The sequence below is a fragment of the Pseudomonas canadensis genome (assembly GCF_030980095.1).
Lineage (GTDB): Bacteria > Pseudomonadota > Gammaproteobacteria > Pseudomonadales > Pseudomonadaceae > Aquipseudomonas > Aquipseudomonas canadensis.
The window spans coordinates 3766198-3778855 of sequence record NZ_CP133298.1 but is presented as its reverse complement, the minus strand read 5'-3'; the positions used below and the strand labels follow the sequence as shown (position 1 = coordinate 3778855).

Genomic DNA, 12658 nt, shown 5'->3' with positions numbered 1-12658 from the left:
AAAAGCTCCCTGCAATTACAAATGAATGAGCAGGCTTTTGTGGTGAGCGGGCTTGCCCCGCGCGAGGCAAGCTCGCTCACCACAAAAGCCTGTTCCTGTAAAAAGTCAGGCGTTGACCCGCGCTTCACTGGCGAGTCGGGCAATGGCCATGTCCAGTTCGTCCAACGCATGCTGGGCCTTGGCGTCGTCCTGCTTGAGTAGGGTTTCGGCGCGGTGGCACGCAGCCCGCAACTGCGGTACGCCGCAGTAACGGGTGGCGCCGTGCAGGCGGTGCACGCGTTCGATCAGGGCGTTGTTGTCATTGGCGTCACGGGCAAGGGTGATGGCGAGTCGGTCGGCCTCCAGGGAGGCGAGCAACATGGCGAGCATGTCCGCCGCCAGATCAGCCTTGCCGGCGGCCAGGCGCAGGCCCTCTTCATGGTCCAGTACGGGCACTTGTACGCCGGGACCGAGGCCATCCGTTGCACGTTCCGGGCCTTGATTGCGCAGCGCCAGGCCGGTCCACTTCAACACGACCTGGGCCAGTTGCCGCTCGCTGATGGGTTTGGTCAGGTAATCGTCCATGCCGCTTTGCAGCAAGGCGCGTTTTTCGTTGGCCATGGCGTGGGCGGTGAGAGCGACCACCGGCAATGGCGTGCCGCTGCGCTCGCTTTCCCACTGGCGGATCGCTTCGGTGCTCTGGCGGCCGTCCATGCCGGGCATTTGCACGTCCATCAGCACGAGGTCGAAGGTGTCCTGTTTCACCGCGTCGATGGCGGCATACCCGCTTTCCACGGCGCGCACCCGTGCGCCCATGTCTTCCAGCAGGGTCTGTACCAGTAGCAAGTTCGCCGGGTTGTCGTCCACGCACAGCACACGCGGCGCGCGGCTGGACAACGGCTCGCCCGGTTCGCTGCGCGAAGGGCGCGGGCTGATCAGGTCGGACAGCGCGCGACGCAGCTTGCGTGTGCACGCCGGTTTGGCCTGCAATTGGCTGTTGGGATTGGGCACGGATTGGTTGAACAGCATCTGTTCGGTGGTCGGGCACAGCACCAGCACTTTGCAGCCCAAATGTTCGAGGTCCCATAGATGCTGGTTGAGGCGCTCGGGCGGAATGTCATTGGCGGTCACGCCGAGCACCGCAAGGTCAATGGCCTGCTCAGTCTGATGGGCGCTGGTAATGCCGTTGGTCAGGCTTTCCAGGCTATTGAACGGCGTGACTTCCAGGCCGCAGTCTTCCAGTTGATGTTGCAGCGCCTGGCGTGCCAATTCGTGGTTTTCCAGCACCGCCACGCGATGGCCCAGCAGCGGCGCGGAAGGCAGGTCTTCGACATCGTCACGGGTCTTGGGCAGGTTCAGGCTGATCCAGAATTCCGAGCCTTCGCCTGGCGTGCTGTCGACGCCGATTTCACCGCCCATCTGTTCGATCAGGCGCTTGGAAATCACCAGCCCCAACCCCGTGCCGCCGGGTTGGCGCGACAGCGAGTTGTCGGCCTGGCTGAAGGCCTGGAACAGCGCGCGCACGTCCTGGCTGGACAGGCCGATGCCGGTGTCCTGCACGCTGATGCGCAATTGCACGCTGTCTTCCTGCTCGTCCTCGATCATCGCCCGGGCGACAATGGTGCCTTCGCGGGTGAACTTGATCGCGTTGCTGATCAGGTTGGTAAGGATCTGCTTGAGGCGCAGCGGATCACCCACCAGCGCCAGTGGCGTGTCGCGGTACACCAGGCTCACCAGTTCCAGCTGTTTGGCATGGGCGGCGGGGGCGAGGATGGTCAGGGTGTCTTGCAGCAAGTCGCGCAGGTTGAACGGGATGCTGTCGAGCACCAGTTTGCCGGCCTCGATTTTCGAGAAGTCGAGGATCTCGTTGATGATGCCCAGCAGGTTGTCGGCGGACTTTTCGATGGTGCCCAAGTAGTCGAGCTGGCGCGGGGTCAGCTCGCTTTTTTGCAGCAAATGGGTAAAACCGAGAATGCCGTTGAGCGGCGTGCGGATTTCATGGCTCATGTTGGCCAGGAACTCCGACTTGATGCGGCTGGCCTCCAGGGCCTCCTTGCGCGCCAGGTCCAGCTCGATGTTCTGGATCTCGATGGTTTCCAGGTTCTGGCGCACGTCTTCGGTGGCTTGGTCGATGCTGTGTTGCAATTCTTCCTGGGCGTTCTGCAAGGTCTCGGCCATGCGGTTGATGCCCGAGGCGAGTTGGTCCAGTTCCTGGCTGCCCAAGGGCGGCAAACGGGTTTCCAGGTTGCCGTCCTTGAGTTGGGCCACGGCTTGCTTGATCTGGCCGATGGGCGAGTTGATGGTGCGGCTGATACGCAGTGCCAGCGCCGCGGTGCAGATCAGGCCGATGGCGATCAGCAACAAGCTGGCGAACAGGCTGCGGTAGCCACGCAGCAACATACCGTTGTGGGACAGTTCCACCTCGACCCAACCCAGCAGGCGGTCGGCTTCATCCGGGATCAGTTCGCCGGCGAGGTTGCGGTGACGGCCAAACACCGGCAGCAAATAGCGGGTGGCGTCATTGCCGGTGCGCTGCAATAAATGGGAGCTGTTACCGACCGGCGGCTGGTTGAGCATGGTCGGGCCGGCGTGGGCGAGGGGCGCGCGATCCGGGCTGAGGAAAGACACGGCACGCACGTCCGGCTGTTCCAGGGATTGAGTGGCGATGCGCTCGAGCAAATCGGTGTTGCGCGCACTGAGGGCGGGCGCGACCAGGGGCGCCAACTGTTCGGCGATCATTTCGCCGCGTTGCAGCAATTGGGTCTGCAGTTCCGAGAGCTGCATCCAGGTGAAATAACCGCCCAGCAACGAGGCCATCAGGCTGGTCGGTAATAAGGTCAGCAACAGTACGCGGCCTTTTATCCCCATTCTTGTCAGCACGCCACTCTCCTGCTACCACATTGATATCTACGGAATTGCGCGGGCATCCGGCCCGCGCCACCTGCGCAGTGTAGCCATTTGCGCGGCGAGGAATCTTGCAAATTAATGACATACGGCAATCTTGAAGGCATTTGGCGGCCAGTGGCGATTGCCTGCTGCGGGGTTATCTTGAATAATCAGTCATTGAGAATGACTTGCAGATACTAATGAATCCTGTAGCAACTGGCCTACCCAGTATCCTGACCATCGAAGATGACCCCGTGCTGGGCGCTTATGTCCATGAGCACCTGGGGCGCTGTGGTTTCCATGTCACCTGGTGCCAGAACGGCCAGCAAGGCCTGCAGATGGCGCGCGACCAGGTGTTCGACGTGGTGTTGATGGACATTCTGCTGCCAGGGCTGGACGGGTTGTCGATCCTGACCCATCTGCGCCAGAGCCATTCGATCCCGGTGATCCTGATGTCGGCACTGGGGGCTGAGGCCGATCGCATCAGCGGTTTTCGCCTGGGCGCCGATGACTACCTGCCCAAGCCGTTCAGCATGATCGAGCTGCGCGTGCGCATCGAGGCCATCCTGCGCCGTGTCGCCTTGGACAGACGCCCATTGCCGAGCCTGGCACCCGCAGGTGACGATACCCGCACCCTGCGCTTCGACGATGAACTGTGCGATGTCTGCCACCTGGAACATCGGGCTGGCCTGACCCGCAGTGAATATCGCCTGCTGGAAACTTTGCATCGCAACGCTGAAGAAGTCCTCAGCAAACCCTTCCTTTACCAGCAGGTGCTGCAACGTGGTTATGCGCCCCATGACCGCAGCCTCGACATGCATATCAGCCAGATCCGCCGCAAGCTCAAGGCCATCGGCTACACCGAGCGCGAAGTGCGCACGGTGTGGGGCAAGGGCTATGTGCTGAGCAGTGCTGATGACAGCCTTTAAACGGCCCTTTAAAGGCCTGCCGGGCAAGCACTCGTTATTCTGGAAGCTGGCCTGCCTGTTGATCGCCTTCTGTTTGCTGATGATCTGGCTCAGTTGGTCGTGGGGGCGCTACATGGAGCAGAAGAACGCCTACCTGTCCGATGAAGCGCGGATCACCTTGAGTGGTTACGCGTTGCGAGCGGAGCAGGCCTGGAACCGAGACGGCAATGCTGGCGTCGATGCGTGGCTGCAGGAGATGGGCGAGCGCGAAACCACCTGGATCGGCGTGATCGGCAATGACTTGCAATCGCTGAGCAGCTACCCGCTGACCGACAAGGAAAGCCAGCGCCTGACCTTTCTGCGTGGCCTGGACTGGCCGGTGAGCCGGCATGCCAAAGGTCTGCCGTGGCTGAAAATCCCGTTTCCGGTCGACCCCAACGCAGGCTCGCTGGTGATCGAGTTGCCGCAGCGCTTCATGCCGGGGCGCTACCAACTGTTCTGGCGGGTGGTGACCAATGGCGTGATCCCCGGCCTGTTTACCCTGTTGCTGTGCGTCGGCCTGTATCGGCTGCTGATCATGCCCCTCAATCAACTGCGTGAGCAGGCCAACGCCTGGCGTGCTGACCAGTTGAACACGCGGCTGTCCCACGACGCGACCAGTCGTCAGGATGAATTGGGTGAGCTGGGCCGCGCGTTCGACCACATGTCCGAGCGCTTGCAGGGCACCGTGGTATTGCAGCAGCAACTGCTGCGGGACATGTCCCATGAGCTGCGCACGCCGCTGAGCCGCCTGCGCGTGGCGTGTGACAGTGAGCAGGACCTGACGCAACTGCGCGAGCGGCTTGGCCGTGAGATCGATGCGATGCAACGCCTGGTGGAAGACAGCCTGCAACTGGCGTGGTTGGACACCGAGCGGGCGCCGCTGCCCCAGGAAGATATCCAGCTTCAAGCGCTGTGGGATATGTTGCGCGAAAACGCATGCTTCGAAAGCGATTGGCCCGCGTCGCGCCTGCCGTGTCTGCTCGGCCCGGAATGCTGGGTGCGCGGCAACCTGAATGCGTTGGCCCAGGCCTTGGAAAACATTCTGCGCAATGCCATTCGCCATTCACCCGTGGGCGGTGTGGTCAGCCTGGATGGGCGTCGCGAAGGTGACTATTGGCATGTATGGCTGGAGGACGAGGGCGGCGGGATCGATGACGGGGACCTGGAACGGATCTTCGCACCGTTCACCCGCCTGGACGGATCACGCCCCGGCGATGGTGGCTTCGGCCTGGGCTTGAGCATCGCGCGCAACGCCGTGCAGCGCCAGGACGGTAGCTTGTGGGCGCAAAACACCGGAAAAGGGCTGCGGGTGCATCTGCGTCTGCGGGCTTGCTAGGCGCGACGCTGTTTGCGTTTTTTCCATTGGTGGGCCACCCACCAGCGCCAATAGCCCATGGTCAGGCAATACGCGAGCGCACCCAGCACCAGCCCCAACACCACTGAACCCAGCAGGAACGGCTGCCATAACGTGCTCAATTGGCCGCTGATCCATTCCCAGGTCAGGTCATCCGGCAAGCTGCGCGGGGGCACATTCATCAACCAGGCGCCTGTCATGTAGGTGCAGATAAACACCACCGGCATGGTGATCGGGTTGGTCAGCCATACCAGGCTGACCGCGATGGGCATATTGCCGCGCACGGTGATCGCCAGGACGGCGGCCAGCAGCATCTGTAACGGAATGGGAATAAAAGCCGCGAACAAACCCACAGCCATTGCGCGCGCGACCGAGTGCCGGTTCAGGTGCCAGAGGTTCGGGTCATGCAGCAAGGTGCCAAGGAACTGTAATGACTTGTGTTCCCTGATACTGCTGGGGTCAGGCATGTATCGTTTGAATAAGCGCCGGGGCATAAGGGGTCCAGGTCAGTTCGAGGGGCAAGTATGCCCGCATTCTATAAACAGAAAATTCAGACTTTGTGACAAAACATCATAGGCCGTGCTGGGCATCCGGCTAAGACTGAGTGGATCACTTGAAAAGGATGATTCATGAGGACAGGGATGTGCGCGTTTGCGCTGGGGCTGCTGGCCTTGCGCTTTTTACCGGCATTGCCGACGACCGGTTGGCTGATCGCCTTGCTGGTGCTGGCCCTGATGCTGTTGCCGTTTCGCACGTATCCCTTGGCTTTTTTCCTGTTTGGGCTGAGTTGGGCGTGCATGAGCGCGCAGTGGGCGCTGGATGATCGCCTCAAGCCAGTACTGGACGGTCAGACGCGCTGGGTGGAAGGGCGGGTCAGCGGGCTTCCGCAACAGACGGACGAGGGCGTGCGCTTTGTACTGACCGACAGTCGGTCGCGTAATGCCCGGTTGCCCACGCACATCCGGGTGTCCTGGCGTGGCGGGCCGCCCGTGCGCAGCGGTGAACGCTGGCGCCTGGCCGTCACCCTCAAGCGGCCCGCCGGGTTGCTGAACTTCCACGGCTTTGATCAGGAGGCTTGGCTGCTGGCCCAGCGCATTGGCGCCACCGGTACGGTAAAGGATGGAGAGCGCCTGGCACCGGCTGCCAACGCCTGGCGCGACAGTGTGCGTCAGCGTTTGCTTGCGGTGGACGCCCAAGGCCGGGAGGCTGGCCTGATTGCCCTGGTGTTGGGCGATGGCTCTGGATTGGCGGCTGCTGATTGGCAGGTGCTGCAGGATACAGGGACTGTGCATTTGCTGGTCATCTCCGGCCAGCATATCGGCCTGCTGGCGGGGTTGATTTACGGTTTGATCGCTGGCTTGGCGCGCTATGGATGCTGGCCTCGAACCTGGCCATGGCTGCCCTGGGCTTGTGGGCTGGCGTTCACTACGGCGCTGGGTTACGGCTTGCTGGCTGGATTTGGCGTGCCGGTGCAGCGCGCCTGCGTGATGGTTGGGCTGGTGTTGTTGTGGCGATTGCGCTTGCGTCACCTGGGGCTGTGGTGGCCTTTGTTGCTGGCGCTCAATGGGGTGCTGATCCTGGAGCCGTTGGCCAGCTTGCAGCCGGGGTTCTGGCTGTCCTTTGCGGCGGTTGCGGTGCTGATCCTGGCGTTTGGTGGCCGTCTGGGACCCTGGAGCCTGTGGCAGGTGTGGACTCGGCCGCAGTGGTTGATTGCCATCGGGTTGTTTCCGGCCTTGCTGGTGTTGGGGCTGCCCATTAGCCTGAGTGCGCCGTTTGCCAACCTGGTGGCGGTGCCATGGATCAGCCTGGTGGTGTTGCCGCTGGCCTTGTTGGGCACTGCATTGCTGGCGTTGCCGTTTGTAGGGGAAGGTCTGCTGTGGCTGGCGGGCGGGGCACTGGGTGCCTTGTTCAACGGCTTGGCGTGGCTCGCCGGACAGATGCCGGCCTGGATTCCGGCCGATGTACCGCTGGGGTATTGGTTGGTAAGTCTGCTGGGCGCAGTGCTGCTCCTGCTGCCCAAGGGCGTGCCGTTTCGTGTGTTGGGTTGGCCGATGTTTCTGCTGGCGGTGTTTCCCCCACGAGCGCTGGTGCCCGACGGACAGGTGGAGGTGACGCAGCTTGATGTCGGCCAGGGGCAATCGTTGATTTTGCGCACCCGTCATCACACGTTGCTCTACGACGCCGGCCCGCGTTCCGGCACATTCGACTTGGGTGCGCGCGTGGTACTGCCGTCTTTGCGAAAGCTCGGGGTAGGAGAGCTGGATATGCTGCTGCTCAGCCACGCCGATGCCGATCACGCCGGGGGTGCAGCGGCGATTGCCAATGGCATGCCGATCAAGCGTGTGGTGGGCGGAGAAATTGAAGGTCTGCCCCCATCGCTCGCCACCCAGCCTTGCACCAGCGGCGAGCGCTGGATCTGGGACGGTGTGACCTTCGAACTCTGGCAGTGGCCGGACGCCATAAGTGGCAACGCGAAGTCCTGCGTCTTGCAGGTGCAGGCCAATGGCGAGCGCCTGCTGCTGACCGGTGATATTGGCCGTGCGGCGGAACAGGCCATGCTTGCGTCACCGCTGGCGGTGCCCACCGATTGGCTGCAAGCGCCGCACCATGGCAGTCGCAGTTCTTCGTCCTGGCCCTTTGTGGAACGGCTTGCTCCGCGATCCGTGCTGATCTCGCGAGGGCGCAACAATGCGTTCGGCCATCCCCATCCACAGGTGATGGAACGCTACCAGCGGTTGGGCAGCCAGGTATATGACAGCGCCGAGCAGGGCGCTGTACGTCTGCAGTTGGGTGCTTTTACGCCCCCGATAGTTGCGCGCAGTCAACGCCGGTTCTGGCGCGAGCGGTTACCCTAGCCGCGGCCGATGGGGTCTGTGGTCGACGCACCTATATGGTAAAGTGGCGCACTTTTTCGAGGGGATATTCACTGTGTGGGAATTGGTCAAATCCGGCGGCTGGATGATGTTGCCGATCATCATGAGTTCTATCGCCGCACTCGGCATCGTCGCCGAACGCCTGTGGACCCTTCGCGCCAGCCGCGTGACCCCCGAGCATTTGCTGGGGCAGGTCTGGTCCTGGATCAAGAACAAACAGCTCGATAAGGAAAAACTCAAGGAGCTGCGCGCCAATTCCCCGTTGGGTGAGATCCTCGCTGCCGGGCTGGCCAATTCCAAGCACGGTCGCGAGATTATGAAAGAGTGCATCGAGGAAGCCGCCGCCCGCGTCATCCATGAACTGGAACGCTACATCAACGCCCTCGGCACCATCGCCGCCATGGCGCCGTTGCTCGGCTTGCTCGGTACGGTGTTGGGCATGATCGATATCTTCAGCTCGTTCATGGGCTCCGGCATGACCACCAACGCGGCCGTACTGGCCGGTGGTATCTCCAAGGCGCTGATCACCACGGCCGCAGGCCTGATGGTGGGTATCCCCTCGGTGTTCTTCCACCGCTTCCTGCAACGCCGTATCGATGAGCTTGTGGTGGGCATGGAGCAGGAAGCCATCAAACTGGTGGAAGTGGTGCAGGGCGACCGTGACGTGGACCTGGTTGGGGGCAAAGCGTGAAATTTCGCCGCAAGCAACGGGAAAACGTCGATATCAACCTCGCGTCGCTGATCGATGTGGTGTTTATCCTGCTGCTGTTTTTTGTCGTCACCACCACCTTCACCCGGCAGACCGAACTGCGCGTCGACCTGCCGGAGGCCGTGAGCGGTTCGCCGGCCGAGGACCAGCAAGTCAAGCAATTGGACATCGCCATCAGCGCCGACGGGGTGTTTTCGGTGAATAACCAGTTACTCGAGAAAAACGACCTGGCCAGCCTGATGGATGCCTTGCAGAAAGAGTCCGGCGGCGACACTAAGCTGCCGCTGTCGATCAGTGCTGATGGCAAGACCCAGCACCAGGCCGTGATCACCGCAATGGACGCCGCCGGCAAACTCGGTTTCAGCCATTTGCGCATGACCACTGTCGAGGCGGCGGGCCAACCCTGATGGCCCTGTCTGATCGTTTGCTCAAGGCCTGGTACGAGGGCCATCCGGCGCTTGCGCTGTTGCGGCCGCTGGAGTCCTTGTATCGCCGGGTGGTGCAGCGCAAGCGTGCACGCTTCCTGGCGGGTGAGGGCGAGATCTATCAATCGCCGGTGCCGGTGGTGGTGGTCGGTAATATCACCGTGGGTGGCACCGGCAAGACGCCGTTGATCCTGTGGCTGATCGAACACTGCCGACGCAGCGGCTTGCGCGTAGGTGTGGTCAGTCGAGGGTATGGCGCCAAGCCGCCGCAGTTGCCATGGCGGGTCGAAGGCAGCCAGAGCGCCGAAGTGGCGGGTGATGAGCCCTTGTTGATCGTGCAGCGCTGCGGCGTGCCGTTGATGATTGACCCCGATCGCAGCCGTGCGGTCCAGGCGCTGCTGGCCAGCGAAACCCTGGACCTGATCCTCTCCGACGACGGTCTCCAGCACTACCGCCTGGCCCGTGACCTTGAACTGGTGCTGATCGACGCTGCCCGGGGCCTGGGCAACCGCCGTTGCCTGCCGGCGGGACCGTTGCGTGAGCCTGTTGAACGTCTGCAGAGCGTCGATGCGCTGTTGTACAACGGCGCCGCCAGTGATCGAGACGATGGTTTCGCCTTTCGCTTGCAGCCCACCGCACTGGTCAACCTGCTGACCGGCGAGCGGCAGCCGGTGGATCATTTTCCAGCAGGTCAGCAGGTGCATGCGGTTGCCGGCATCGGCAACCCGCAACGTTTCTTCAATACCCTTGAAACGCTACACTGGCAGCCGATACCCCATGGGTTTGCCGACCACGCGACTTACAGCGCCGAAGTCCTGAATTTTACGCCGTCATTGCCGCTGGTCATGACCGAGAAGGACGCGGTGAAGTGCCGCGCCTTTGCCCAGCCCGACTGGTGGTACCTTGCGGTGGATGCACTGCCGTCGCCGGCGTTCGTCGCCTGGTTCGACACGCAGCTGATGCGTCTGTTGCCTGCCCGCCTTTTGCCTTAAACCGCTGCTTTCCAGGAAACACTCATGGACACCAAATTGCTCGATATCCTCGCTTGCCCGATCTGCAAAGGCCCGCTCAAGCTCAGCGCCGACAAAACCGAGCTGATCAGCAAAGGCGCCGGCCTGGCTTACCCGATCCGTGATGGCATCCCGGTGATGCTGGAAAGCGAAGCTCGCACCCTGACCACCGATGAGCGCCTGGATAAATGACCACCGCCTTTACCGTTGTCATTCCTTCCCGCTACGCCTCGACCCGCCTGCCGGGCAAGCCGCTGCAACTGATCGGCAGCAAGCCGATGATCCAGCTGGTGTGGGAACAGGCCTGCAAGAGCAGCGCCGAGCGCGTGGTGGTGGCCACCGACGACCCGCGCATCATCGAAGCCTGCAAGGGCTTCGGTGCCGAGGCGGTGCTGACCCGCGAAGACCATAACTCTGGCACCGACCGCCTGGCCGAAGTCGCCACCCAGCTTGGCCTGGCGCCTGACGCCATCGTGGTCAACGTGCAAGGCGACGAACCCCTGATCCCGCCCAGTGTGATCGACCAGGTGGCCGCCAACCTGGCCGCCCATGGCGAAGCACGCATGGCGACCCTGGCCGAGCCGATTGAAGACATCGAGACCCTGTTCAATCCGAACGTGGTAAAGGTAGTCAGTGACATCAACGGCCTGGCGCTGACGTTCAGCCGTTCGACCTTGCCTTGGGCGCGCGACGCCTTCGCCAAGCAGCCTGACGTGTTGCCGGAGGGCGTGCCTTACCGTCGCCATATCGGCATTTACGCCTACCGCGCCGGTTTCCTGCATGACTTCGTCAGTTGGGGCCCATGCTGGCTGGAAAATACCGAGTCCCTGGAGCAACTGCGGGCCCTGTGGCATGGCGTGCGCATCCACGTGGGCGATGCGCTGGAAGCACCGCCGGCCGGTGTTGACACTCCGGAAGACCTTGAGCGCGTCCGTCGCCTGCTGGGGGCCTGATGGAGGTTCTGTTTGTCTGCTTGGGCAATATCTGCCGCTCGCCCACCGCAGAAGGCGTGCTGCGCCATAAATTGCGCGAAGCGGGGCTGGCGGGGCAGGTCGAGGTCGCGTCCGCCGGGACGGGTGAATGGCATGTCGGCAACCCGCCGGACCAGCGCAGCCAGCGTGCGGCGTTGGTGCGCGGCTACGATTTGTCGGCCCAGCGTGCCCAGCAGGTTTCTCGCGCCGACTTTGCGCGCTATGACCTGATCCTGGCCATGGATCACAGCAATCTGCGCAACCTCAAGGCCCTGCAGCCGGGCCAGGGCAAGGCTGAGCTGGACCTTTTCCTGCGCCGTTACGACGCCGAAGTGGACGAAGTGCCGGACCCGTATTACGAAGGCGAACAAGGCTTTGAACGGGTCCTGGACCTGATTGAACGTGCCTGTGATTTATTGGTGATCGAATTGAAGGGGCGGTTATGACCTTGCAGGTGCTTGCGCAGGTGTCGCTCAAGCCATTCAACAGCTTTGGCATTGACGTGCGTGCCCAGCTGTTCGCCGAGGCCCGCAGCGACGATGATGTCCGTGAGGCCTTGGCCTATTCGGCGGCACACGCGGTGCCGCTGCTGGTGATCGGCGGCGGTAGCAACTTGCTGTTGACCCAGGACATTCCGGCGCTGGTGCTGCGCATGGCCAGCCAGGGCATCCGTGTGTTGCACGACGACGGCACGCAGGTGGTGGTCGAGGCCGAAGCCGGCGAGGCCTGGCATCCGTTCGTGCTATGGACCCTGGAACAAGGCTTCTGCGGCTTGGAAAACCTCAGCCTCATCCCCGGCACCGTTGGCGCCGCGCCCATGCAGAATATCGGCGCCTACGGTGTCGAGATCAAGGATGTATTCGCCGGCCTGACCGCTCTGGATCGTCACACCGGCGAGTTGCGCGATTTCAGCCTGGAAGAATGCAACTTTGCCTACCGCGACAGTCTGTTCAAACACGAGACCGCGCGCTGGCTGATCTTGCGGGTGCGCTTTGCCCTGAGCCGCGCCAGCCGCCTGAAACTCGACTACGGTCCGGTGCAGCAGCGCCTGGCGGGGCAGGGGATCACCGAGGCAACACCGAGTGACGTCAGCCGCGCGATCTGCAGCATCCGCCGGGAAAAACTGCCCGATCCGGCCGAGCTGGGCAATGCGGGCAGCTTCTTCAAGAACCCGCTGGTGTCCCAGGTGCTGGCGGCTGAGCTGCAGGCGCGCTATCCGGACCTGGTGGCGTACCCGCAGGCCGATGGGCAGATGAAGCTTGCGGCCGGCTGGCTGATCGACAAGGCAGGCTGGAAGGGTTTCCGTGACGGCGATGCCGGCGTGCACAAGTTGCAGGCGCTGGTGTTGGTCAACTATGGCGATGCCACAGGGCACGATATTGCGAACTTGGCCCAGCGTATCCAGCGCGACATTGCAGAGCGTTTCAAGGTCGATCTGGAAATGGAGCCCAACCAGTATTAAGCCCCTTCAAACAAAAATGCCCCGCATCTTTCGATGCGG

At 62.5% G+C, this 12658-nt stretch carries 12 protein-coding genes; 10 read left to right on the top strand and 2 right to left on the bottom strand.

All coding sequences use genetic code 11. The features are described 5' to 3' along the window. Positions 1-105 precede the first annotated feature (105 nt). Positions 106-2859: a response regulator gene (locus tag RB216_RS17400; protein WP_028616771.1), complete on the bottom strand. Its 2754-nt coding sequence runs from the start codon at positions 2857-2859 to the stop codon at positions 106-108. Positions 2860-3065: 206 nt separating this feature from the next. Between RB216_RS17400 and RB216_RS17395 the strand changes: the two genes are divergently transcribed. Both RB216_RS17395 and RB216_RS17390 read left to right on the top strand, forming a co-directional pair. Beyond that, positions 3066-3794 (top strand): response regulator transcription factor, encoded by a 729-nt coding sequence (locus tag RB216_RS17395; RefSeq protein ID WP_308907658.1) that lies wholly within the window; start codon positions 3066-3068, stop codon positions 3792-3794. Next, complete coding sequence (locus tag RB216_RS17390; protein ID WP_122683830.1) at positions 3781-5151, top strand: histidine kinase sensor domain-containing protein; 1371 nt, start codon at positions 3781-3783, stop codon at positions 5149-5151. Before RB216_RS17395 ends, RB216_RS17390 begins: the two co-directional genes overlap by 14 nt. Here RB216_RS17390 and RB216_RS17385 read toward each other — a convergent pair. Next, positions 5148-5663: a DUF2062 domain-containing protein gene (locus tag RB216_RS17385; protein ID WP_012724913.1), complete on the bottom strand. Its 516-nt coding sequence runs from the start codon at positions 5661-5663 to the stop codon at positions 5148-5150. The genes RB216_RS17390 and RB216_RS17385 overlap by 4 nt on opposite strands. Positions 5664-5798: 135 nt before the next feature. Here RB216_RS17385 and RB216_RS17380 point away from each other — a divergent pair, with 135 nt between their 5' ends. From RB216_RS17380 to murB, 8 genes are all read left to right on the top strand, one after another. Continuing rightward, positions 5799-8024 carry a DNA internalization-related competence protein ComEC/Rec2 gene (locus RB216_RS17380; protein ID WP_308907657.1) on the top strand — a complete coding sequence of 742 codons (2226 nt, stop codon included), beginning with the start codon at positions 5799-5801 and terminating at the stop codon, positions 8022-8024. Between the two features lie 73 nt (positions 8025-8097). Then, positions 8098-8733 carry a flagellar polar localization protein PocA gene (pocA, locus tag RB216_RS17375; protein WP_016978182.1) on the top strand — a complete coding sequence of 212 codons (636 nt, stop codon included), beginning with the start codon at positions 8098-8100 and terminating at the stop codon, positions 8731-8733. Continuing rightward, entirely contained in the window at positions 8730-9158 is a 429-nt protein-coding gene (gene pocB, locus RB216_RS17370) for a flagellar polar localization protein PocB (RefSeq protein WP_010209650.1), read from the top strand. The genes pocA and pocB overlap by 4 nt, the downstream gene beginning before the upstream one ends. After that, the gene (gene lpxK / locus RB216_RS17365; RefSeq protein WP_028616767.1) at positions 9158-10168 is read left to right on the top strand and encodes a tetraacyldisaccharide 4'-kinase; all 1011 of its coding nucleotides are present in this window, start codon (positions 9158-9160) and stop codon (positions 10166-10168) included. Before pocB ends, lpxK begins: the two co-directional genes overlap by 1 nt. Positions 10169-10192: 24 nt before the next feature. Next, positions 10193-10378, top strand: coding sequence for a Trm112 family protein (locus RB216_RS17360; RefSeq protein WP_003174668.1), 186 nt, complete (start codon positions 10193-10195; stop codon positions 10376-10378). Continuing rightward, positions 10375-11139, top strand: coding sequence for a 3-deoxy-manno-octulosonate cytidylyltransferase (gene kdsB / locus RB216_RS17355; protein ID WP_028616766.1), 765 nt, complete (start codon positions 10375-10377; stop codon positions 11137-11139). The genes RB216_RS17360 and kdsB overlap by 4 nt, the downstream gene beginning before the upstream one ends. Next, on the top strand, positions 11139-11603 hold the full coding sequence (locus RB216_RS17350) for a low molecular weight protein-tyrosine-phosphatase (RefSeq protein ID WP_010209653.1): 465 nt from the start codon (positions 11139-11141) through the stop codon (positions 11601-11603). Before kdsB ends, RB216_RS17350 begins: the two co-directional genes overlap by 1 nt. After that, entirely contained in the window at positions 11600-12619 is a 1020-nt protein-coding gene (gene murB, locus RB216_RS17345; protein WP_068936826.1) for a UDP-N-acetylmuramate dehydrogenase, read from the top strand. Before RB216_RS17350 ends, murB begins: the two co-directional genes overlap by 4 nt. The last annotated feature ends 39 nt before the right edge of the window (positions 12620-12658 follow it).

Excerpts from the sequence above, each read along its gene's own strand:
- RB216_RS17395 (WP_308907658.1), top strand. The coding sequence starts at position 3,066 with ATGAATCCTGTAGCAACTGGCCTACCCAGTATCCTGACCATCGAAGAT.
- RB216_RS17390 (WP_122683830.1), top strand. The coding sequence starts at position 3,781 with ATGACAGCCTTTAAACGGCCCTTTAAAGGCCTGCCGGGCAAGCACTCG.
- RB216_RS17385 (WP_012724913.1), bottom strand. The coding sequence starts at position 5,663 with ATGCCCCGGCGCTTATTCAAACGATACATGCCTGACCCCAGCAGTATC.
- RB216_RS17380 (WP_308907657.1), top strand. The coding sequence starts at position 5,799 with ATGAGGACAGGGATGTGCGCGTTTGCGCTGGGGCTGCTGGCCTTGCGC.
- lpxK (WP_028616767.1), top strand. The coding sequence starts at position 9,158 with ATGGCCCTGTCTGATCGTTTGCTCAAGGCCTGGTACGAGGGCCATCCG.
- RB216_RS17360 (WP_003174668.1), top strand. The coding sequence starts at position 10,193 with ATGGACACCAAATTGCTCGATATCCTCGCTTGCCCGATCTGCAAAGGC.
- kdsB (WP_028616766.1), top strand. The coding sequence starts at position 10,375 with ATGACCACCGCCTTTACCGTTGTCATTCCTTCCCGCTACGCCTCGACC.
- RB216_RS17350 (WP_010209653.1), top strand. The coding sequence starts at position 11,139 with ATGGAGGTTCTGTTTGTCTGCTTGGGCAATATCTGCCGCTCGCCCACC.
- murB (WP_068936826.1), top strand. The coding sequence starts at position 11,600 with ATGACCTTGCAGGTGCTTGCGCAGGTGTCGCTCAAGCCATTCAACAGC.